Source organism: Stutzerimonas sp. (assembly GCF_982611455.1).
This window is the reverse complement of the sequence record NZ_CEXBBO010000015.1, coordinates 66,867-87,821: the sequence shown is the minus strand read 5'-3', so window position 1 is coordinate 87,821 and position 20,955 is coordinate 66,867. Positions and strand designations below refer to the sequence as shown.

22 protein-coding genes are annotated in these 20,955 nt (G+C 59.5%); 10 read left to right on the top strand and 12 right to left on the bottom strand.

Annotation, left to right across the window (positions count from 1 at the left end):
- The first annotated feature begins 42 nt into the window (after positions 1–42).
- From AC2LD7_RS11330 to AC2LD7_RS11320, 3 genes are read left to right on the top strand one after another with little or no spacing between them, the layout of a single operon-like run.
- Entirely contained in the window at positions 43–366 is a 324-nt protein-coding gene (locus AC2LD7_RS11330) for a helix-turn-helix domain-containing protein (protein ID WP_484597832.1), read from the top strand.
- Positions 348–743 carry a hypothetical protein gene (locus AC2LD7_RS11325; RefSeq protein WP_484597831.1) on the top strand — a complete coding sequence of 132 codons (396 nt, stop codon included), beginning with the start codon at positions 348–350 and terminating at the stop codon, positions 741–743. Before AC2LD7_RS11330 ends, AC2LD7_RS11325 begins: the two co-directional genes overlap by 19 nt.
- Entirely contained in the window at positions 743–1,210 is a 468-nt protein-coding gene (locus tag AC2LD7_RS11320; RefSeq protein ID WP_484597830.1) for an SEL1-like repeat protein, read from the top strand. The genes AC2LD7_RS11325 and AC2LD7_RS11320 overlap by 1 nt, the downstream gene beginning before the upstream one ends.
- On the opposite strand, the gene AC2LD7_RS11315 is transcribed toward AC2LD7_RS11320, so the two are convergent.
- The gene (locus AC2LD7_RS11315; protein ID WP_484597829.1) at positions 1,177–2,976 is read right to left on the bottom strand and encodes a bifunctional diguanylate cyclase/phosphodiesterase; all 1,800 of its coding nucleotides are present in this window, start codon (positions 2,974–2,976) and stop codon (positions 1,177–1,179) included. The two genes, AC2LD7_RS11320 and AC2LD7_RS11315, sit on opposite strands and share 34 nt — an antisense overlap.
- 99 nt (positions 2,977–3,075) lie before the next feature.
- A complete protein-coding gene (locus tag AC2LD7_RS11310; RefSeq protein ID WP_484597828.1) occupies positions 3,076–5,169 on the bottom strand; it encodes a carboxy terminal-processing peptidase in 2,094 nt (697 codons plus the stop codon).
- A 297-nt stretch (positions 5,170–5,466) separates the two neighbouring features.
- On the opposite strand from AC2LD7_RS11310, the gene AC2LD7_RS11305 reads away from it, so the two are divergent.
- On the top strand, positions 5,467–6,429 hold the full coding sequence (locus AC2LD7_RS11305; protein WP_484597827.1) for an NAD(P)H-quinone oxidoreductase: 963 nt from the start codon (positions 5,467–5,469) through the stop codon (positions 6,427–6,429).
- Between the two features lie 39 nt (positions 6,430–6,468).
- Here AC2LD7_RS11305 and AC2LD7_RS11300 read toward each other — a convergent pair whose 3' ends face one another.
- The 5 genes from AC2LD7_RS11300 to minC form a co-directional block, all read right to left on the bottom strand.
- The gene (locus AC2LD7_RS11300) at positions 6,469–7,758 is read right to left on the bottom strand and encodes a M18 family aminopeptidase (RefSeq protein ID WP_484597826.1); all 1,290 of its coding nucleotides are present in this window, start codon (positions 7,756–7,758) and stop codon (positions 6,469–6,471) included.
- Positions 7,759–7,872: 114 nt separating this feature from the next.
- Entirely contained in the window at positions 7,873–8,508 is a 636-nt protein-coding gene (locus tag AC2LD7_RS11295) for an RluA family pseudouridine synthase (RefSeq protein ID WP_484597825.1), read from the bottom strand.
- An 85-nt stretch (positions 8,509–8,593) separates the two neighbouring features.
- Positions 8,594–8,851: a cell division topological specificity factor MinE gene (gene minE / locus AC2LD7_RS11290; RefSeq protein WP_019341568.1), complete on the bottom strand. Its 258-nt coding sequence runs from the start codon at positions 8,849–8,851 to the stop codon at positions 8,594–8,596.
- Positions 8,848–9,663 carry a septum site-determining protein MinD gene (gene minD, locus AC2LD7_RS11285; RefSeq protein ID WP_484597824.1) on the bottom strand — a complete coding sequence of 272 codons (816 nt, stop codon included), beginning with the start codon at positions 9,661–9,663 and terminating at the stop codon, positions 8,848–8,850. Before minD ends, minE begins: the two co-directional genes overlap by 4 nt.
- Positions 9,664–9,755: 92 nt before the next feature.
- Positions 9,756–10,487, bottom strand: coding sequence for a septum site-determining protein MinC (gene minC, locus AC2LD7_RS11280; protein ID WP_484597823.1), 732 nt, complete (start codon positions 10,485–10,487; stop codon positions 9,756–9,758).
- 160 nt (positions 10,488–10,647) lie between these two features.
- On the opposite strand from minC, the gene AC2LD7_RS11275 reads away from it, so the two are divergent.
- Complete coding sequence (locus AC2LD7_RS11275) at positions 10,648–11,598, top strand: lipid A biosynthesis lauroyl acyltransferase (protein WP_484597822.1); 951 nt, start codon at positions 10,648–10,650, stop codon at positions 11,596–11,598.
- On the opposite strand, the gene AC2LD7_RS11270 is transcribed toward AC2LD7_RS11275, so the two are convergent.
- The 4 genes from AC2LD7_RS11270 to AC2LD7_RS11255 form a co-directional block, all read right to left on the bottom strand.
- Positions 11,588–12,433, bottom strand: a complete 846-nt coding sequence (locus AC2LD7_RS11270) for a pirin family protein (protein ID WP_484597821.1) — start codon at positions 12,431–12,433, stop codon at positions 11,588–11,590. The genes AC2LD7_RS11275 and AC2LD7_RS11270 overlap by 11 nt on opposite strands.
- A gap of 93 nt (positions 12,434–12,526) precedes the next feature.
- Entirely contained in the window at positions 12,527–13,321 is a 795-nt protein-coding gene (locus tag AC2LD7_RS11265) for an MlaA family lipoprotein (RefSeq protein WP_484597820.1), read from the bottom strand.
- 181 nt (positions 13,322–13,502) lie between these two features.
- Positions 13,503–14,750, bottom strand: a complete 1,248-nt coding sequence (locus tag AC2LD7_RS11260; protein ID WP_484597853.1) for a serine/threonine protein kinase — start codon at positions 14,748–14,750, stop codon at positions 13,503–13,505.
- Between the two features lie 678 nt (positions 14,751–15,428).
- Positions 15,429–15,653, bottom strand: coding sequence for a DUF2061 domain-containing protein (locus tag AC2LD7_RS11255; protein WP_484597819.1), 225 nt, complete (start codon positions 15,651–15,653; stop codon positions 15,429–15,431).
- Between the two features lie 258 nt (positions 15,654–15,911).
- On the opposite strand from AC2LD7_RS11255, the gene AC2LD7_RS11250 reads away from it, so the two are divergent.
- The 5 genes from AC2LD7_RS11250 to AC2LD7_RS11230 all read left to right on the top strand — a co-directional run bounded on the left by AC2LD7_RS11250 (position 15,912) and on the right by AC2LD7_RS11230 (position 20,701).
- Positions 15,912–16,226 (top strand): DUF485 domain-containing protein, encoded by a 315-nt coding sequence (locus AC2LD7_RS11250; protein ID WP_484597818.1) that lies wholly within the window; start codon positions 15,912–15,914, stop codon positions 16,224–16,226.
- The gene (locus AC2LD7_RS11245; RefSeq protein ID WP_484597817.1) at positions 16,226–17,881 is read left to right on the top strand and encodes a cation acetate symporter; all 1,656 of its coding nucleotides are present in this window, start codon (positions 16,226–16,228) and stop codon (positions 17,879–17,881) included. The genes AC2LD7_RS11250 and AC2LD7_RS11245 overlap by 1 nt, the downstream gene beginning before the upstream one ends.
- Positions 17,882–18,083: 202 nt before the next feature.
- Positions 18,084–18,890, top strand: coding sequence for an SDR family oxidoreductase (locus tag AC2LD7_RS11240; RefSeq protein ID WP_484597816.1), 807 nt, complete (start codon positions 18,084–18,086; stop codon positions 18,888–18,890).
- 111 nt (positions 18,891–19,001) lie between these two features.
- On the top strand, positions 19,002–20,147 hold the full coding sequence (locus AC2LD7_RS11235; RefSeq protein WP_484597852.1) for an MFS transporter: 1,146 nt from the start codon (positions 19,002–19,004) through the stop codon (positions 20,145–20,147).
- Positions 20,148–20,278: 131 nt separating this feature from the next.
- Positions 20,279–20,701: a hypothetical protein gene (locus AC2LD7_RS11230; RefSeq protein WP_484597815.1), complete on the top strand. Its 423-nt coding sequence runs from the start codon at positions 20,279–20,281 to the stop codon at positions 20,699–20,701.
- Positions 20,702–20,719: 18 nt separating this feature from the next.
- Here AC2LD7_RS11230 and AC2LD7_RS11225 read toward each other — a convergent pair whose 3' ends face one another.
- Positions 20,720–20,950 (bottom strand): YheU family protein, encoded by a 231-nt coding sequence (locus AC2LD7_RS11225; RefSeq protein ID WP_484597814.1) that lies wholly within the window; start codon positions 20,948–20,950, stop codon positions 20,720–20,722.
- Positions 20,951–20,955: the final 5 nt, after the last annotated feature.

Sequence of the window (20,955 nt, the reverse complement as noted above, 5' to 3'; positions counted from 1 at the left end):
GTTAAGATCCGTTTTTGGATCGAACAGCGAGCGGGGTAGGGGATGAATGTCCAGGTCATCATGCGTGACGGCGTGCCGGAGTATGCCGTGCTGCCTTGGGATGAATATCAGGCTCTTCTGAACGCCATTGGCAGGCCTACCGTGGCATTGGCCGACACTGGGACTCCAGTCGCTCTGCCACGATTCAGTGAGCTGTCCGCAATGCGGGAAGCCAAGGGGATAAGCCAGGAGGAATTGGCGCGTTCCGTCGGTATCAGCCCTCCCTACTTGGCACTTATCGAGAGCGGGGAACGTGACCCCGATGAGGCCATACGCCGCGCGCTGGCCCGCGCGATGGAGATTACGGGATGGGAGCAGGAAGCTTGAGAGACGCGGCGGTGTCGATTCGCATCAGTCGACCGCATTGGCAGGCCTTGCTGGATGAGCTGGCTGCGGCGCGGCGGCAACGTCATCTGGTCACCTATCGTGCCCTGGTCGAGCGACTTGAACTTCCGGTGCCCGCCATGCAGACATTGACGGCGGCGCTAGAGCATTTGGCGGCGCTTGATGCGCGCGCTGATCGCCCGTTGCGCAGCGCGCTGGTGATCAGTCAAGGCGCCAGCAGGTTACCTCGGACAGGCTTTTTTGAATGTGCCGCTCGTCTCGGGCGGTTTTCAGGCTCTTCGGATGGGCCGGCTGCTGCCTCTTGGCATGCCGGAGAAGTCGCACGGGTATTTGAGTTCGATTACCCGGAGGTACCGTGATGCTACAGACGATCCGGGCCCGAGCCGGTTATGTAATCGCGCGCAAACTGATGGGCGCGCGCTGGGCTGTGCAGCAGCCAACGCTGTGGCGCTGGATGGAAGGCCAGTTTTCTCGCATGGCGGCGATCGGAAATACGAAAGCACAAAGTTTTTATGGTCACATCCTGCTTTTTCGCGGGCAGGGATACGGGGCTAAGAAAGAAGGTGTCCGCTTGCTTCGCCTGGCTGCCGAGAGTGGTGACGCCAAAGCGGCCTATCAAATGGGCGTGGTCAGTCTCAGTGAGGACGCTACGCATGGCCCGGATGGCGTCCAGGCGGCACATTGGTGGTCACTCGCCGTCAAGGCTGGCCATCCCTTGGCCGCGACCCGTCTGGCTCAGCTGTACGCAGTTGGCGGGCACGGGCTTACGGCTGATAAACAACAGGCGGAACGCTACAAGGCCAGCGCCGCAAAACTCGGACTTTGATCGTCAGGCTGGCGCTGCTCCGCATCGATAGCGTGAAGGCTGAAGCCGGGTTTTTGCTTGGCTTGGCGCTTGGCTTCGGAAGCCAGCGCGGCGAGGGACGCAGCGTCAAGTTCGACGGCGGGATTTGGCCTGAGATGGACGGCACCAACCGAAAGTGAAAGCAGAGGATAGCGCTGCTGGCCGCCTTGCCGTCCCTCGGCAATGAAGCAACCTTGTGCGAGATGTTCGTTGCGGTAGAACGGCCGGCAACGCCGCTCGAATGCTTCGAACAGTCCGCGGATTCTCATTGGCCAGTCCTTTGAATTCATTACCAGCATGAAGTCATCGCCACCAATGTGGCCGACGAAGTCACAGCTCGAATCGACCTGCTCATTGAGGCAATGAGCAAGACACAGCAGGATTTCATCTCCCTTGGCATAACCGTAGAGGTCGTTGAAAGGCTTGAAGTGATCGATGTCCACGTAGCAGATCACCGCCTCATGGCCTTGTCGTAACAGGCGCGTCAGGCACTGCTGAATCGGCACGTTTCCTGGTAGCAGCGTTAGCGGATTGGCATGGCGCGCCTGCTGGATCTTCATTTCAGTGATCAGCTTGAGCACGTCGATCACCCGCCCCAATCCGTGATAACAGCCGTTGCAGGTGATTACGAAGTCTTCATCGATGCGCTGCCGGGCTCGGCTGGTCAGCAGCCGACTGACTTGTTGCAGGGATTGGCCTAGCTCTACCGCGAGGAAATCATCGCTCATCAGCCTGCTGATGGGTTTACGCGCCAGCAGGTCGGTTGCAAAGGGCTTGAGCAATGCTTCGGAAAGCAGGCTTCGGTGGACGATGCCGACTGGAGTGTTCATCGAGTCGATCACGGCGACAGAGTTCAAATTCGCCTGCAGACGGAACAGCTCCAGCACATCGGCTATCGGGTACGAGGCGGCAACCGCAGATTGCCCTAGTACCAGCGCGGACAGGTCTGGATTGTCCGCATCGAGCACCTCATCGTTGTTATCGGTGTTTGGAAGGTAAACGGCTACACCATCGGTGCCTGGCTCTTCTACCGGTCGACCTAAGAGATAACCCTGTACCAGATCAATGCCCATGTCCGATAGGATCCTGAGCTCTTCGCTCAGCTCGATACCTTCGGCAATTACTTGCGCTCGCGAGGCTCTTGCGATCTTCATGATCGATTCGACGAACTCGCGTTTGACGGCGTCCCGGTGAATGCCGTCGATGAAATAGCGATCGATCTTGACGTAATCCGGGCGCAGCTCCGACCACATGCGCAGACTTGAGTAACCGGCACCCAGGTCATCCAGTGCAATGGAGAATCCCATGTCGCGATAGTGATGCAGGGCCGCGTCGAGCAGTTCGAAATCGTCGGTAGGCGTCTGCTCGGTAAGTTCGATTACTACCTTGGCTGCAGGAATCCCATACTTCTGCAGAAGTGCCAGGGTGCAGCCCGGTTTATGGGTGGCGTCGAGCAAGGTTTCCGGCGACGCGTTGAGGAATAACGTTCCCTGCAATTGTTGCTGGCTGTAACGGCGGCAGGCGTTTTCGCGGCAAATCATTTCCAGTTCGTTGAGGCGACCCGCGTGGCGAGCTGCAGCGAGCAGATTGATTGGCGAGTGAAGCGGCGTATTGGAGGGGCCGCGTGTCAATGCCTCATACCCGAGTATGCGTCGCTCGGAGAGCGAAACGATTGGTTGGAAGAGGGTGGTGATGTCGCCGTGAGCGAGGATGTGATCCAGCGTGCTCAACTGCTCGGTGACGGTCATGGTGGTCTCGTGGGGGTTGTTGAAATGCGAAGGGCCGCACAAACGGCGGCCCTTCGTATTTCACGACGCGGTGATGTCACTTTGATGACATTGCAGATGCTACCGCTCGGAAGAGCCGTTTTTGGCCATCGCGTCCTGAAGCCCCAGATAGTCCAGCAGGACTCTCCCGCTCTCCGAGAGATAAGCGTCATCCTCGGGCTTGATCTTTTCTTCGATTTGCGGCGTCGTTTCATCGTCCCGTTCGAGCTTGGCCAGCGGTTCCTCACCCTTGGCCTTGCGCAGCGCATTTTCGAGTGCCAGCTGGCGCTTTTCGATGCGCTCCTGCTGCGCCCGTCGTTTCTCCTCGTTGAGGCTCACGCTGGTCTCGTGCATGAGTTCCTGAGTCAGGGCAAGACGATCACGGGTGAAGACGAAGTCGGGGTTTTTACCGGTACGTGCTTCATGGCGCGCCTTGAGCTCGGAAAGAAATGGCTTGAATGGATTTATGTCCGGGTTGATTGCGGCGCGAATACTGTCCCATGGCAGCGCCTCGGGTAGAGCGCTCTCACCGATTTCCTTAGTGTCGACTTCGGCTGGATAGGAGATATCCGGGATCACGCCTTGGTGCTGGGTGCTTTGCCCCGATACTCGATAGAATTTAGCGAGCGTGAGCTTCAATTCACCGTGATTGAGTGGCTGGACGGTCTGCACGGTGCCCTTGCCGAAGGTCTGGCCACCGACGATCAGTGCCCGATGATAGTCCTGCATAGCGCCAGCGAAGATCTCCGAGGCCGATGCTGACAGTCGGTTCACCAATACAGCCAGCGGCCCCTTGTAGAACGCGCCTGCCTGCTCGTCCGCGAGGACATCGACACGACCATCGCTATTGCGAACCAGCACAGTCGGGCCCTGGTCGATGAACAGACCGGTCAGCTCGGTGGCCTCTTGAAGCGAGCCGCCGCCGTTGTTGCGCAGGTCAATGACGACGCCGTCGACCTTTTCCTGCTCCAGCTCTGTCAGCAGTTTTTTCACGTCCCGGGTGGTGCTCTTGTAATTCTTGTCTCCCGCACGAAGTGCTTTGAAGTCGAGATAAAAAGCCGGAAGTTCGATAACGCCAAGTTTGTATTCTCGGCCTTCATGCTCCAAGTTGAGCACCGACTTTTTCGCCGCCTGCTCTTCGAGCTTGACGGCTTCGCGGGTGATGGCCACGACCTTGCTGCTCTGATCGTTCGGCGCGTTGCTGGCCGGAATGACTTCGAGGCGAACAACCGAACCCTTGGGGCCACGGATCAGTTTCACTACCTCATCAAGCCGCCAGCCGATAACGTCGACCATTTCTTCGTCACTTTGACCAACGCCAATGATCTTGTCGGCCGGTGCGATTTGCTTGCTCTTCTCGGCAGGTCCGGCTGGGACCAGGCGCACCACCTTGACGTGCTCGTTGTCGCTTTGCAGCACGGCGCCGATGCCTTCCAGAGAAAGGCTCATATTGATATCGAAATTTTCTGCATTATCAGGCGACAGATACTGGGTATGCGGATCGTAGGATTGCGCGAACGCATTGATGTAGGTCTGGAATACATCTTCGCCACGGGTCTGCTCCAGACGCGATAGCTGGTTCTTGTAACGCTTGGTGAGTAGCTCCTCGATAGCCTTGGGTTCCTTGCCGGCGATCTTCAATCGCAGCACTTCATCCTTGACGCGTTTGCGCCAGAGCTCATCGAGCTCCGTAGCATCTTTGGGCCAGGCGGCGTTCTCGCGATCGACGAGCAATTCTTCGTCAATGCTGAAATCGAAGCTGTCGACGCCTTTTTCAAGCAGGCTCAGGGCGTATTGAAGCCGGCTTTTCAAGCGCTCCAGGTGGACTTTGTAAATTGCAAAGCCGGGTTCGAGGTTGCCGTTCTTCAAGAAATTGTCGAATTCGTTGCGCCAGGCCTCGAATTCCGCCAAATCGCCAGCAGTGAAGTAGCTGCGCGATGGATCGAGCATCTCGATATAGCTATCGAAGATCTTTGCCGAGCGGGCGTCGCTGAGTGGCGGCTTGTTGTAGTGATGGCGCTTGAGCAGCTCGACCACGTTGAGGCTGGCAATTACTTGGTCACGGTCGGGTTGCAGATAGTCCCAGTCATGCCCGTCGGCTGGTTTGGCCAGGATAGAGTTGGCCTGAAGGCCTAGCAGCAGGGCTAGAAAACCCGCAGTCAATGATCGTTTCATTTCCAAGGAGCGACGCGAGGCTGGGTAATAACGCATATTAGGCCATCAATCAGGCGCCGGACGGGGCCCGCCCGGCGGAAAAAACAACAGCCCGATGGTACCTGGCGGCAAGCACGCCGTGATAGAGATCGCGCCAGACCGGCAGAGCGAGCCCCCGGCCGAGACCTTTACCGGATCGGTAAACAATGGTTTCAGACGGGCGCATCGCTATGTAGCCTGATGGGGAATTCATCACGACCTGCACTGCCGGCGAGTAACGGTTGAGCGGGCACAGGTGCGAACCACTATGGAGGCAGCATGAAGGCATTGCAAGGCGTTGAAGGACAGGTCGAGTGGGCGGAACGCGCCGCTCCGGTGTGCGGCGAAGGTGAGGTGAGGATCCGAGTGGCTGCAGCGGGCCTGAACCGGGCGGATTTGCTGCAGCGCGCTGGACATTATCCGCCACCGCCGGGCGTGACCGATATTCTTGGCCTGGAATGCGCAGGGGTTATCAGCGAAGTAGGGCGAGGTGTTTCGCATAAGATCGGCGACCGGGTCTGCACATTGCTGGCCGGTGGTGGCATGGCGGAGGAGGTGGTCGTCGACGGCCGTCACGTGCTTCCTGTGCCGCAGGGGCTGTCCCTGAAGGAGGCAGCTGTGATTCCTGAGGTCTACTCCACCGCCTGGCTCAATCTGTTTCGCCTGGGAGCGCTACAGCCTGGCGAAAAGGTCCTGTTACATGCCGGTGCCAGTGGCGTCGGCTCGGCGGCACTCCAGCTATGCAAGGCGTTCGACAACCCCTGCTGGGTCAGTGTCGGTTCGGCTGAACGTCTGGCCTATTGCGAATCGCTGGGAGCGCGTGGCGGCGTGCTGCGCGAGGAGTCGCTGGAAGCACTTCGCGATTTCGGACCGTTCGACATGATCCTCGATCCGGTCGGCGCCAAGTACGCGACACTCAATACACAGCTGCTCGCAACGGATGGGCGGTGGGTAATCATCGGCCTTATGGGCGGACGCAAGGCGGAGATGGATCTGGCCGGTCTGCTGGCCAAGCGTATCCAGCTGATTGGCTCGACTCTGCGCAGCCGCGACGCCGATTACAAGGCCGACTTGCTGGCGGAAATGTACGAAAAATTGTGGCCGCTGTTTGCCGACAAGACGCTTTCGCCTCGGCTGGAGCGCAGCTTTCCGATTCGCGACGTGGACGCCGCATTTGCTGCGCTCGCCAGCAACCAGGTGTCGGGAAAGGTTGCCTTGGTGATCGATGACAGGCTCGCGTGAGCGACTCAGGCGCGTACTACGCGCCTGGATGTGCCGCGGTCAAGGCAGCTCGGCGCTCGAATAGAAAGCACTGAGCACCTTGACCAGATGCGCCAGATCTTGGCTCCCGGCCAGCTCGCGAATGGAATGCATGCCAAAGGTTGGCAGACCGATATCCACGGTTCGCACGCCAAGCTGGCTGGCCGTGATGGGGCCGATGGTCGAGCCGCAACCCATGTCGCTGCGGGTGACGAAGCTTTGCACTGATACTTCGTTCTCCAAGCAGAGATGACGGAAGAATCCGGCAGTTTCGCTGCTGGTGGCGTAACGCTGATTGCTGTTGACCTTGATCACCGGACCGGCGTTGAGTTTCGGACCGTGGTTGCCGTCGTGCTTGTCGATGTAGTTGGGGTGCACCGCATGTGCGTTATCGGCCGAAATTAGCAACGAACGGTTGATGCTGCGCTGGAATGCTTCGCCTTCGGGCAGTACACGACGTAGTACCTGCTCTAGGAAAGGCCCGTCCGCGCCGCACATCGAGGTGGAGCCGACTTCTTCATGATCGGTGCCGACCAATATGCAGGTTTCCTCTGGGCTGGCCCGCAGCAGCGCTTGCAACCCGGCGAAGCACGACAGCAGATTGTCCAGTCGGGCACCGGCAATGAACTCGCCGTTGAGCCCGATGACCGCGGCGCTCTGAGTGTCATAGAAGCTCAACTCAAAATCCAACACCACGTCGGCAACCAGCCCGTGTTCGCGGCTGAGCTGGTCAGCCAGCAGTGCCCGGAAATCCGGGCGCTCCTCACTGGCGATTTGCGCCAATATCGGCGGTAGCTCGTTCTGCGGATTGATCGCCCAGCCCTGGTTGGCTTCCCGGTTGAGGTGAATGGCGAGGCTTGGGATCACGGCGATCGGTAGCTTGAAATCGATCAGCTGGCTTTCGATCCTTCCGTCGCGGCTGTAGGTGACGCGCCCGGCCAACGACAGATCGCGATCGAACCAGGGCGCCAGCAGTGCACCGCCATAGACTTCCACGCCTAGCTGCCAAAACCCCTGGCGCTGCAGTTCCGGCTGCGGCTTGACCCGCAGACAGGGGCTGTCCGTGTGGGCGCCAACCAGGCGCATCCCATGCTCGATAACCGACTTGCTGCCAAGCTGGAACGCAATGATCGCGGAATCATTACGAGTAACGTAATAACGCCCGCCGGGCTCGGTATGCCACGTTTCGCCTTCGTCCAGTGCCTTGTAGCCGGCGGTCTGCAGGGCCTGGGCCAGGCTGGCGGTGGCATGGAATGGGGTGGGGGAGGCCTTGAGAAATTCGATCAGACCCTGGTTCAGCTCTTCGCGCATGATTAACTCCAGACGGCAATGGCCCGGAGTTTATCGCGGATAAGTCGCAAGCCACAGGCCGCAAGCTCCAAGCGGCCAAACCCCAGCCCTTTGTTTTGACTTTGAAAATCGCTTTTAGAACGGTGCTGGGCAATCGAAGCGCAGGCGCTCGCCGGTTTGCGGATGGGTCAGGGCGAGCATGCTGGCATGCAGGCACAGCCGATCATGTGCCGCCAAGGCTCGTTCATGCGCGTAGAGACGATCGCCAAGCAATGGATGGCCAATCGAAAGCATATGCACGCGCAACTGGTGCGAGCGTCCGGTAATGGGCGTGAGCTCGACGCGGCTGTAGTCACCGTTGCGGCCCAGTACGCGCCAGTAAGTTAGGGCATGTTTGCCCAGCTCATGGTCGACGACGTGCCGCGGCTTGGTCGGAGGGTCGTAGCGCAGCGGCAGGTCGATGCTGCCGCTCTGCTGCTCGGGCTCGCCCCAGCACAGCGCGGTATAGGCCTTTTCGGTTTCGCGATCATGGAATTGGCGCGACAGTTCACGGTGAGTGTCCGCGTCACGCGCAAGCACGATCAGGCCGGAAGTCTCCCAGTCCAGGCGATGAACGATGCGAGCCTCCGGATAGCCATTTTCCTGCAGACGTGTCACGAGGCAGTCCTTGTTGTCGTCGGCGCGCCCGGGCACGGATAGCAGAAGGGTGGGCTTGTTGATCACCAGCAGGGCGGGGTCCTGATGGACGATCTGGATGTTGCTCAGAGGCATCTTGGAATTCCGGAAACGAAATCGGCGACCGAAGTCGCCGATGAAAACTGTCGCAGCACAAGCGAGCTAGCCGCTGCCTGATCGGTCAACGATCCGGCAGGGTGATGTTCAGCTCAAGGATCGAACAGCTGCCCTGATCTTCCAGGGCGACCTGAACTTGGTCACTGTCGATGTTGACGTATTTGCGAATCACCTCGACCAGCTCCTTCTGCAGGGCCGGCAAGTAGTCCGGCTGGGTACGCTGGCCGCGCTCATGGGCGACGATGATCTGCAGGCGTTCCTTGGCGATGTTGGCAGGCGTTTCCTTCTTCTTGCGTTCACGAAAGAAGTCGAGGAGGTTCATTCGCGGCCTCCGAACAGTCGTTGCAGGAAGCCCTGCTTCTTCACGTCGAGGAAGCGATGGTTCACTTCCTTGCCTAACAACCGGTCGACGGCGTCGCTGTAGGCCTGACCGGCATCGCTCTGATCGTCGAGGATAACCGGTACGCCCTGGTTGGATGCCTTCAGCACCGCTTGGGATTCCGGAATGACGCCGAGCAGGCGGATCGACAGGATTTCTTCGACATCCTCGACGCCGAGCATCTCGCCCTTGACTACCCGCTCAGGGTTGTAACGGGTCAGCAGCAGATGCTCTTTGATCGAATCTTCGCCATTCTCGGCGCGGCGGGACTTGCTCGCCAGCAGACCCAGCATGCGATCCGAGTCGCGCACCGAGGACACTTCCGGGTTGGTTACCACGATGGCTTCATCGGCGAAATACATCGCCAAGTGTGCGCCTTTCTCGATACCGGCCGGAGAGTCGCAGATGACGAACTCGAAAGTCTTGGCCAGTTCGTCGATCACCTTGCCGACGCCTTCGAGCGTCAGGGCGTCCTTGTCGCGGGTCTGGCTGGCGGCCAGTACATAGAGGTTCTCGAGACGCTTGTCTTTGATCAGGGCCTGAGTGAGGGTGGCATCGCCCTGAATGACGTTGACGAAGTCATACACCACTCGACGCTCACAGCCCATGATCAGGTCCAGGTTACGCAGACCCACGTCGAAGTCGACGATGACGGTCTTGTGGCCGCGCAGAGCGAGGCCGGTACCGATAGCGGCGCTGGTAGTGGTTTTACCGACGCCACCTTTGCCGGAAGTGACTACGAGGATCTTGGCCAAGGTGATTCACCCTAAATATGGAAATCGGGACCGTAGCCGATTCGGCTCACGGTAAGCCCGTTTTGGTGCTTGAAAATTCGCGGAAGTATCCGTTAAAGGCGGATGATGTTCAACACGTCGCCAGATAGCTTCATCTGTACTGCTTCGGTCCATAAAGGGTCGCGTCGCAGGTCTTCGGCGACCTTGTACTGGCCGGCGATGGAGACCATCTCGGCGGCGAGCTGTTGGCAGAATATTCGTGCGTTGGTGTCGCCCTTGATACCGGCCAGGGCGCGCCCGCGCAACGGACCGTAGACATGGATGTTTCCATCGGCGAGAAGTTCCGCGCCGGGGCTGACAGCGGCGAGTACGACCAGATCTCCACCCTGGGCATAAACCTGCTGCCCGCCACGGATCGGTGTGGTGACGACGCGAGTAGGCCGGTAGGCCGGTTCGGCGGGCTTGGCCGGTTGTGCCGCGGCCTTGCTGGAGATGTCCAGCTTGCGTTCCTTGGCTCCGGACGGCGGTAATACGGGTAAATCAAGAGCGTCCGCCGCCTCGATGGTCTGTGGGTCGCTGGCACGCAGCGCCAGGGTGCGCAGACCGTGCTTGCGGCAGAGAGCGATGAGCGCGGGGAGATCGAGATTGCAGTCGGCGGGAAGCTTGTCCAGCGCGAGCACCAACGGCGTGTTGTTAAAGAAGTCCGGAGCTTGTTCGACCTTCACGGCAAGCTGCTGATCGAGACGCTCCAGGTCGTTCTGCGCCAGTTCCAGTATGGTGATGGCCAGCATGCTGCCCTTAAGCTGGAACACGGGGGCTTGGTCGGGAAGATCGGCTTGGCTCATGGTCTGCCTGCTGCGGTAAATGGCGAGGACTTATAGCGGGGCAAGCCGTGGCCTGCAAGTACCGTAAGCCCTATCGGACGGATGCCGTGCATCGAGACGCAGCCGCATGCGTAAGCGATTTATCGCTAGAATGCTTGCTTTCACCGGTTCGAGCTTGCTGATGGATCGTCCTCGTTTTTGTGCATCCTTTCTTCATCCACGTTTTTGGCCGCTATGGTTGGGCCTGGGTTTGTTATGGCTGGTGATCCAACTGCCGTATAGGGCGCTGCTGCTGCTTGGGCGTGGCCTCGGTGCGCTGATGTACCGCGTGGCTCGTTCGCGGCGGCAGATCGCACGGCGCAACTTGCAGTTGTGTTTCCCTGAAATGAACGAGAAAGAGCGTGAGCGACTGTTGCGCGAGAACTTCACCTCGACCGGTATCGCCTTTTTCGAAATGGCGATGAGTTGGTGGTGGCCCAAGGCGCGTTTGCAGCGGCTGGCGCGAATTGAAGGGCTCGAGCATCTGCAGCAGGCGCAGACTGAGGGGCAGGGCGTAATTCTGATGGCACTGCATTTCACAACGCTGGAAATTGGTGCGGCCTTGCTGAGTCAGCGCCACACCATCGATGGTATGTATCGCGAGCACAACAATGCGGTGTTTGACTTCGTCCAGCGGCGCGGGCGAGAGCGGCACAATCTCGACGCCAGCGCCATCGAACGTGAAGACGTACGGGCGATGCTCAAAGTGCTGCGCGCCGGTCGAGCTATCTGGTATGCGCCGGACCAGGATTACGGGCGCAAGCAGAGCCTTTTCGTGCCATGGTTCGGCATTAATGCAGCGACCGTGACGGCTACTACCAAATTTGCCCGCCTGGGCAGGGCGCGTGTCGTGCCGTATACGCAAGAGCGTCTTGCCGATGGCTCCGGCTATAGGCTGACGATTCACGCGCCGCTGGAAGATTTTCCCGGTGAAAGCGAAGAGGCCGATTGTCGACGCATCAACGAGTGGGTCGAGGACGCGGTACGGCAGCGTCCCGAGCAATACCTGTGGGCCCACCGTCGCTTCAAGACGCGTCCGGTGGGAGAGCCCAGTCTTTATCGCAAGCTGCCGAAAAAGCCCATCACTCCGTAAGTGTGCCGTCGCGAAAATCGCGCAAAGCCTGTTCGATCTCTTCCCGGCTGTTCATCACAAAGGGGCCGTACTGGACGATCGGCTCGCCAATCGGCCGACCGGCTAGTAGCAAAACTCGTGCGCCACTGCTGGACGTCAGCTGCAGCTCGCCGTGCTCGGAGAGTCTGGCGAGCTGATTGCGGGCGATGGTTTGTCCGGCAACCGTTAGCTCACCTTCAAACACATAGAGCATCAGCCGATGCCCATCGGCAATCCTCGGGCTGATACTCGTGCCGGCGGGCATGTGCAGATCGAAGAGTTGCGGCTGGGTGTCTGGTCGTTGCACTGCGCCTGGCTGCTCGATGCCTTCAGCCTGGAAGCGCCCGGCGATAACCACGACATCGATGCCGCTCGGCAGGCTAGCGCGCGGAATTTCCACTGGTGCGAAGTCCCGGTAGTCCGGATCGTCCATCTTGCTTTTTGCCGGTAGGTTGAGCCACAGCTGAAAGCCGCGCATCACGCCGCGTTCCTGCTGCGGCATTTCACTGTGAACCACGCCGCGCGCCGCAGTCATCCATTGCACGCCGCCGCTTTCGAGCAAACCGACGTTACCCAAGTGGTCTTCGTGGCGCATGCGGCCCTCGATCATGTAGGTGATCGTTTCGAAGCCGCGATGCGGGTGCGGCGGGAAGCCGGCGATGTACTCATCCGGGTTATCCGAGCCGAACTCGTCGAGCATCAGAAAGGGATCGAATCGCTCCGGCGCAGCGCCGCCAAACAGGCGGGTCAGGCTGACACCGGCACCGTCAGAGGTGGCGCGACCGGTGCTGATTGCGAGAATTTCACGTATGGACATGACAGGTCACTCCGCTGCTGATTGAGCGAAGATTACCGCTCACTAGCCGATCGAAAGATGCGAAATTCCTGTGCTTCCAATCGAAGCATTCGATTACTCCTCGATCTGCAGCTCCCGCGCGCGAGTGTAGACGTAGCGGACTTTTTCGTATTCGAAGGGTGAGTTGAGCTGGCCATAGCGAAGATTCGTGGTGTGGCGGATGTCGATCAGCCTCAGCGCAGTAAGGCCGAACTCGCCGCCGCTGGCGTCGGCGTAGCTGAAATAGTCGACCTGTCGCTCGACGCCGAAGTCCACCACTTGGCCGGTGGTATCCCGCAGATTGGACGGGCCGAGCGCCGGCAGAATCAAATAAGGCCCGTGCGGGACGCCATAAAAGCCCAGCGTCTGACCGAAGTCCTCGTTGTAACGCGGGAGCCCCATCAGAGTGGCCGGATCCCAGATGCCGCCTACACCGAGGATGGTATTGAACAGCAGCCGGGCGGTAGTGTTCATCGCTCGTTCGCCCTTGAGTTGGGCAACGCTGTTGAACAGCGTCGGTATCTCGCCGAGGTTATTAAAGAAGTTGCTCACGCCCGTGCGCACGATCTGCGGGGTGACATAACGGTAGCCGCGTACCACTGGCAGCATCACCCACTGATCCAGACGGTAGTTGAAGTAGTACATGCGTCGGTTCAGCGACTCCCAGGGATCGTAGATATTCAGAGCATCGAAGGTGGCTCGCTCGAACTCATGCTGATCCAGCCCCGGGTTGAATTCGAGATTGCGCAACGGCTGGGTGAAACCGTCCTCATCGGGGATCGGAGTCTGGGCATGGGCGATTCCGCTGGCCAGCAGCAGTGCAAGCAGATAACGTCTAGCAGGCCGTTGAAAAACTACCTGCGTTGGCAATACTGCGTTAAAAGCAGGCTCGGCAAGCCGCTTGCGGCTAACGCGCTTTAGCGCGGCCCGAAAGGGCGAACGAAGTGAGTCATGCTCATTTAGAACACAAAACTCGTACGCGAGCCCGGTCCGCTTCCTCGCCTGTTTTTGCCTTGTCTTGCCTGCCTCGCTAACGTTTTTAAACAGCCTGCTAACCACGGAAGAACTCCAGCATATCTTGGGCGTTGACCCGGTAATTGAGGTTGCCGCAATGGCCTCCGCGTGGGTAAAGCGTCATGCGGTCGCCGAATGTTCGGCGTAGAAAGCCGAGATCGCCGGCGCCAAGAATGATGTCGTCAGCGTTGTGCATGACAGCAATTTTCGGGCTCTCGCGCAGATAATCTTCCAGTGCGTAAAGGCTGACCTGCTCTATTAGCTGTGCCAGGCTGCCGCCGTCCTGTTGCGCACGCCACATCGGGATGAGCTGTTCGGTGATGTAGCAATCGAAGTCGCAGAGTAGCGCACGGCGGAAGAACGGTTCGAGGCTGGTGCCCTCGTCGATCGGGTACTCGGGCGGCACGATCAGTCCGCGTCGGTTGATCAGATCCGAGGTAAAGACAATGTCGGCGGCGGAAAAGCGGAACACCGAGCCAATCAGCATCGCCATCTGTTCGTCGGTCAATCGCAGGGCTGATTGTTGAAAGTCGAACAGCATGGCCTCATCGAGATTGATCGCGCCTTTCTGGCGATAGTAGCGGGTGAGCTTTTCCAGAATGACTTCATAGAAAGTGGTGGTGCTGTCTATCGCCTCGACCTGGGTCTGCACCAGCTTGTCGAGATTGTTGATCGAGGTGTAGAGGTTTACCGGCGGGTTGAGCATCAGCACCCGCTTGAAATTAAAACTCTGTCGGGTCTCGTCGAGCTTGCTAACGAAGGCTGCGTTGAGCGCGCCGAGGCTGTAGCCGGTGAGATTGAATTCGGTTACCGGCAGGTCATGCTGCTGCGCCCGGACCGCCTGCATGACCCGATACAGGTCCTTGGCATCGTCAGGGCTATAGCCAGGGGTGGCGTAGCGCGAGGCGGCAGCAATAAAGTCGAAGCTGGTCGGCGAAGACAGCTGCACAACGTGATAGCCCGCCCCATAAAACAGGCGCTTCAACGATTCGGTCTTTGCCGCTGCGTAGCTTGCGCCAGTGCCCGAGATGATGAACATCAGTGGAGCAGGGCCGGGTTGCCGAGCCAGGCGATAGGTCAACCGTGTCACTGCCCAGAAGTTTTCCGGCAGGATGAACTCGCGTTCGGGGCGCAACCGCAGGCTGTAGTCCGCCTGATCGATGTCGTCGTCGCTGGGTACTTCGGCGCGCAACGCGGCGGGAGTCGTGGCGATCGTCGCTTCGAATGGGTTGCTCAACGGGTAGCCATACTCCTCGACGCTGATATCCGCAGCGTGGGCAGGCATTACGACCAGCGTGAGCAGCGCGGTCAGGGACAGCAGCAATCGCATGTAAGGGATTCTCCGGTGGCGGCTTTGAGTGGCCGAAAAGCTTGGGATGCTTCGAGTTCTGCTGACGATTAGCGTCTCCATGTTCAGCGCCGTTCGCATCGCCCGCGCGTTGATTAAGCTGGGCGCGCTCACAATGGCGGCCCCGTCCATTCCATGTCCGTCGCCGCCGTTAATTGTGCTGCTGCCATCGTCATGGATAGCCGGCAGGTAAATGGGATGGCTTTGCGCTGATATGGAACATTGTTGGGTCGCTTCTTTGCCAAGCCTCCGGCATTCAGGCGATATCAGCAACGTTCCGGCATGGCGGTTAGCCCCGCAGGCGTTGGGGCGGCGCCATTGGCGTTTTGTATGCGCAGCGTAGCGGCTGGTGGCTGTGTCCGCATTGCTTTTCTATAGCGTCGGTTTTGGCGATTTTCGTGTGGTCATCCTGCCCTTTGGCTAGCACGCTCGGCGCAAGCGCGCTAACCATTGACCACAATTAACCCGCCTGGTTGCGTTGAGTGCCAGCCGAGATGGCAAAAAGCCTGTCCATTGTGACTACGGCTCGGACTGCAGCGATTTACGAAACAGGAAGGGCAGGGCGTAGCTACCCGAGTCTGGCCCTGTTCGGCAGTGTCGCCGCTACGAACCGAATCAGGCCTGATGATGCAGCCAGGCATGTGCCGGAATTGCGTCGTGCGGGATCTTACGCTTATCCAGGCGCTGCCAGATCTTCTCGTGAAAATAGAAGCCCACCGAATTACACAGGGGTTCGATCGCCGCCACCAGACCGCCGGCAGCGAGGCTTCCGGTCAAGGCATAAGTCACCGAAAAGGCAATGCAGAAGTGCATCAGGGTGAAGGTTATGGTCTTGGTCATGGGAGGCTCCGAGCATTAATCGAGAATTATTCTCTGTTGCCGTGAAGTCTGGTCCCGCCATGTTGCGGTTGGAAATCGTCGCGCTTGATAGCTGGCATAGGTGTGCTCTATGCCTGCTTTCAAATGCTGCTAGACGTGTCTATTCCGGCCGTTTCGCAAAATAAAAACCAGACTATGGTCGAGTGGTGTTCGGTCTGTCGGGCTCTAAAGTAGCCGCCCTGCCCTCATCAGTGGGCGGAGATCGTGTGGAGACAGTCATTGAATAACGAAAATATTTACCGGCAGATCTATGCCAATCCGCGCTTCCAGGAGCTGGTCACAAAACGCAACCGTTTCGCGTGGCTTCTGTCGGCCGTCATGCTCGGCGTTTATCTTGCCTTCATCCTGCTGATCGCTTTCGAGCCTGCGATTCTCGGTGTCCCACTTGCCGCCGATACCGTTACCACTTGGGGCATTCCGGTGGGCGTCGGTGTGATCTTCATGGCGTTCATTCTCACTGGCGTTTACGTCCAGCGCGCCAATGGCGAGTTTGATCGTATCAACCAAGAAATCCTCAACGAGGCTCAGCAATAATGATTGTGCGTCTATTGACGGCAGCCGCTCTGCTGGCTGCCTCGCCCGTATTGTTAGCCGACGCTCTGACCGGCGACGTGCAGAAGCAGGCGATCAACTACACGGCGATTGCCATGTTCGTTGCGTTCATCGGGTTCACGATGGGTATTACCAAGTGGGCGGCCAAACGCAACACGTCCACCTCCGATTACTACACCGCGGGTGGCAGCATCACCGGTTTTCAGAACGGCCTGGCGATTGCCGGTGACTTCATGTCCGCGGCGTCTTTCCTGGGTATTTCTGCGCTGGTCTACACCAGTGGCTACGATGGTCTGATCTACTCTATCGGCTTCCTGGTGGGCTGGCCGATCATCCTATTCCTGATGGCCGAACGCCTGCGCAACCTGGGCAAATTCACCTTCTCTGACGTGGCGTCCTACCGACTCGGTCAAACCCAGATTCGTATTCTTTCGGCGTTCGGTTCGCTAATCGTGGTTGCTTTTTATCTGATCGCTCAGATGGTCGGCGCCGGCAAGCTGATCCAGTTGCTGTTCGGCCTCGATTACTACGTCGCGGTGGTTCTGGTAGGCGTGCTGATGGTCATGTACGTATTGTTCGGCGGCATGCTGGCGACTACCTGGGTACAGATCATCAAGGCGGTCCTGCTGCTGTCGGGTGCCACTTTCATGGCGATCATGGTGATGAAGGCGGTCAACTTCGACTTCGGCAGCCTGTTCGCCGAGGCCGTGAATATTCATGAGAAGGGCGCAGCGATCATGAGCCCCGGTGGATTGGTTTCCGACCCGATCTCCGCGATCTCTCTCGGTCTGGCGCTGATGTTCGGTACCGCGGGCCTGCCGCACATCCTGATGCGCTTCTTTACCGTCGCTGACGCCAAGGAAGCGCGCAAGAGTGTGTTCTACGCCACCGGGTTCATCGGCTACTTCTACATCCTGACCTTCATCATCGGCTTCGGCGCGATCCTGCTGGTCAGCACCAACCCGGAATTCAAGGACGCAGCGGGCGCCATCGTCGGCGGCACCAACATGGTTGCTATCCACCTGGCCAACGCCGTTGGCGGCAACCTGTTCCTCGGCTTCATTTCCGCCGTGGCCTTCGCGACCATCCTCGCGGTAGTGGCCGGTCTGACCCTGGCGGGCGCCTCGGCGGTTTCCCATGACCTTTATGCCTGCGTTATCAAGAAGGGCAAGGCCAAGGAAGAGGATGAGATGCGCGTCACCAAGATCACCACGCTGAGCCTCGGTGTCGTGGCGATCCTGCTGGGCATCATCTTCGAGAAGCAGAACATCGCATTCATGGTGGGTCTGGCGTTCTCCATCGCGGCCAGCTGCAACTTCCCGGTGCTGTTCCTTTCCATGTATTGGAAGGGGTTGAGTACCCGCGGAGCGTTGATCGGTGGCTCGCTGGGCCTGGCGACCGCGCTGATCCTGACCATCATCAGCCCGACCGTATGGGTCGATGTATTCGGCTATGCCGAGGCCATCTTCCCCTACAAATACCCGGCGCTGTTCTCGATGATCGTCGCATTCGTGGGGATCTGGTTCTTCTCGGTCACCGACAAATCCAAGGCGGCGGGGCTTGAGCGCGAGCGTTTCTTCTCGCAGTTCGTGCGGTCCCAGACCGGTCTGGGTTCCAGTGGCGCGGTAGCTCACTGATAGCTGATCGAGCATCGAACGAAGGGCAGCCCACGGGCTGCCCTTCGTCGTTTTCGGCACTGGCGAAGACGCTCTGGGGTGAATGTCGGTGGCGTCAATCGGGCGCGGAACATGCCCGTCATTCAGCATTTCGATAGAGGCCGGAGCGGGCGCCCGCTTTCGCTAGACTCGGTGCAACCCAACGAACAAAAGGTTACAAACGATGCAAAATCGCATGATGGTCACTGGCGCCGGTTCCGGTCTGGGTCGTGAAATCGCACTGCGCTGGGCGCGGGAAGGTTGGCAACTGGCACTCTCAGATGTCAACGAGGCGGGTCTGGTCGAAACCTTGAAAATGGTCCGTGAAGCGGGCGGCGATGGCTTCACCCAGCGCTGCGACGTGCGTGACTACAGCCAACTGACGGCGCTGGCTCAGGCCTGTGAGACCAAGCTCGGCGGCATCGACGTGGTAGTCAACAATGCTGGTGTTGCGTCCGGCGGCTTCTTCGAAGAGCTCTCGCTGGAAGACTGGGATTGGCAGATCGCGATCAACCTGATGGGCGTGGTCAAGGGCTGCAAAGCCTTTCTGCCGCTGGTTCAGAAAAGCCAGGGCAAGATCATCAACATCGCTTCCATGGCGGCGCTGATGCAGGCGCCGGGAATGAGCAACTACAACGTGGCCAAGGCCGGTGTGGTTGCGCTGTCGGAGAGTTTGCTGGTCGAGTTGAAGCAGCAGGAAGTGGGCGTCCACGTGGTTTGTCCGTCGTTCTTCCAGACCAACCTGATGGACTCCTACCGGGGGCCGACGCCAAACATGAAGGCGCAGATCAGCAAGCTGCTCGAGGCATCGCCGATCACAGCCGCAGACATTGCCGACTACACCTACCGGCAGGTTGCTGAAGGGGTATTCATGATCCTGCCGCACGATGAAGGGCGCATGGCCTGGAAAATCAAGCAGCAGAACCCGCAGGCGATCTACGACGAGATGGCCATGCTGGCGGAGAAGAAGCGCAGCAAGAGCAAAACCTGACTGGTGAGTCCATGAGGCTTGCCCGAGCGGTGGGGCGGGGGTAGGGTTGCCAGTCCGCTCCGCTCGTAACCTCATGGATTAACAGTGAAAAACCCATCCCGCTGGCTACTCATGCTGGCTCTGGTGCTTGCCGCCATCAATCTTCGTCCCGGTATCACTTCCTTTGCGCCCCTGATCGAACGGATTGCCGAAGAGCTGAGCCTCAGCCGAGGCCTGATCAGCCTGACGACTGCCTTGCCAGTTCTGCTGATGGGGTTGCTGGCACCGCTGGCGCCGCGGCTGGCCGTGCGTTTCGGCTTGGAGCGGACCATTGCCCTGTGCCTCGGTTTGATCGGTCTGGCCCTGGCGCTGCGACTGCTTGGCGATAACGCGCCGGTATTGATCATTACCGCGGCCATGGTCGGTGCCGGTATCGCCGTCGCCGGGCCGTTGCTGTCGGGCTTCATCAAGCGCCACTTCCTTGATCGTATGGGCAAGACCGCCGCGTTCTATTCGCTGAGCATGGCGGTGGGAGGCACCATCGGAGTAGTGCTGACCGCACCGGCGACGGAGTTACTGGATCAGCGCTGGACTTGGGGGCTGGCGCTTTGGGCGATCCCGGCCGTACTGGCATTGGTAATCTGGTGGCGGTTGCCGAATCAGCCGGAACCGGCCGTCGAACACCGCGCTGGATTGCCTTGGGGCGAGCCGCGGGCTTGGCTGGTAAGCATCTACTTCGCGCTGCAGGCCGGGCTGTTTTATGCCCTGGCGACCTGGCTGGTGGCGCGCTACCACGAGGCCGGCTTCAGCCTGCTGCAAAGCAATGCATTCTTCAGTGGCTTTATGCTGATCGGTTTGCCGAGCGCCTTCGCCATGCCCTGGCTGGCCCAGCGCTTCGGCAAGCGGCACCTGCTGATGGCCTGTTGCGGCGTGCTGGCAACGGCTTGCTTGTTGATGATCGCCTGGGTTCCGCAGGTCCAGCCGTTGGTGGTCTGTATGCTGTTGGGCGTGGCCTTAAACGGTACCTTTTCCATGTCGCTGGTGCTGCCAATGTATGAAGCAAGCACGCCGCTGGCGGTGAGTCGCCTGACTGCGATGATGCTCTGCACCGGCTATTGCCTGGCGTGCTTCACTCCGGTGCTGACAGGGTTGGGCCGAGATATAGCAGGGGATTACCGCTGGCCCTTCCTGGTGTTGGCGACCATGTCGGCGGTGATGTCGATCCTTGCCTTGCGCCTGGCTCCGCGGCGCGCCCCGGCTACGGTACCCACGGCCTGACGAGGCGATTGCAGTCGCGCGGTGTGGCCTGCGTCACCACTGCGCAGCACAAAGGTGGCCATGTCGGCACCGGTGCTGGAACGCAGCGCGTAATTGGTTGAACATGTCGGGCTTTCGCCTGGGAGTGACCTGTGGAGCCGGAATCCATCGTCTACGGCAGCATCCGTGACTGGCCATCAGCCGACGCCGCGCAGTGCCGGCTGCGCCGCGCAGTCAACCGCCGTGCGCTGGACAATCTGCCGCAAGGGGAGGGCTGGCCCTTCATTGGCCGGGACATGTTTTCATGCAGCGCGGACGAGGGTGTGTATCAGACGCAGGTGATCCACTTCGGTGCCAGCTATCGCGCGGTGGAATACGAGTGGGCGCTGTGGGTACGCCATTTCGAGGCGCTGCTCGATGAGCTCTACTGGACCAGCGCAGTGGTTCATCTGGAGACCGAGCTCAACGGTACCCATACCTTTCGCTGGGAGACCGAAAGCGGTTCGCACAGCCCTCACCAGCGTGATCTCCGAATGCGTTGCGCGTGGGAGCGCGACGGTGGCGTGTTGGGCTGAGGCCCGGTTCCCCGAGACTTAGTCTTCCAACCATTCCTTCGGCACGTCGCGCCTGAGCGCCAGCTGGCATTGCTGGTGATCTGCATCGAAGACGATCACGGCCGTACCCTTGCTCAAGGCCTGGCGCACTCGCTCGACACGGGTTTCCAGCGGCGTCTCGTCACCGTTGTCGGTTCCGTCGCGGGTAACGAAGTCTTCGATGAGTCGGGTGAGTGTGCCGGGTTCTAGCTGGTCGTGAGGGATGAGCATGGATT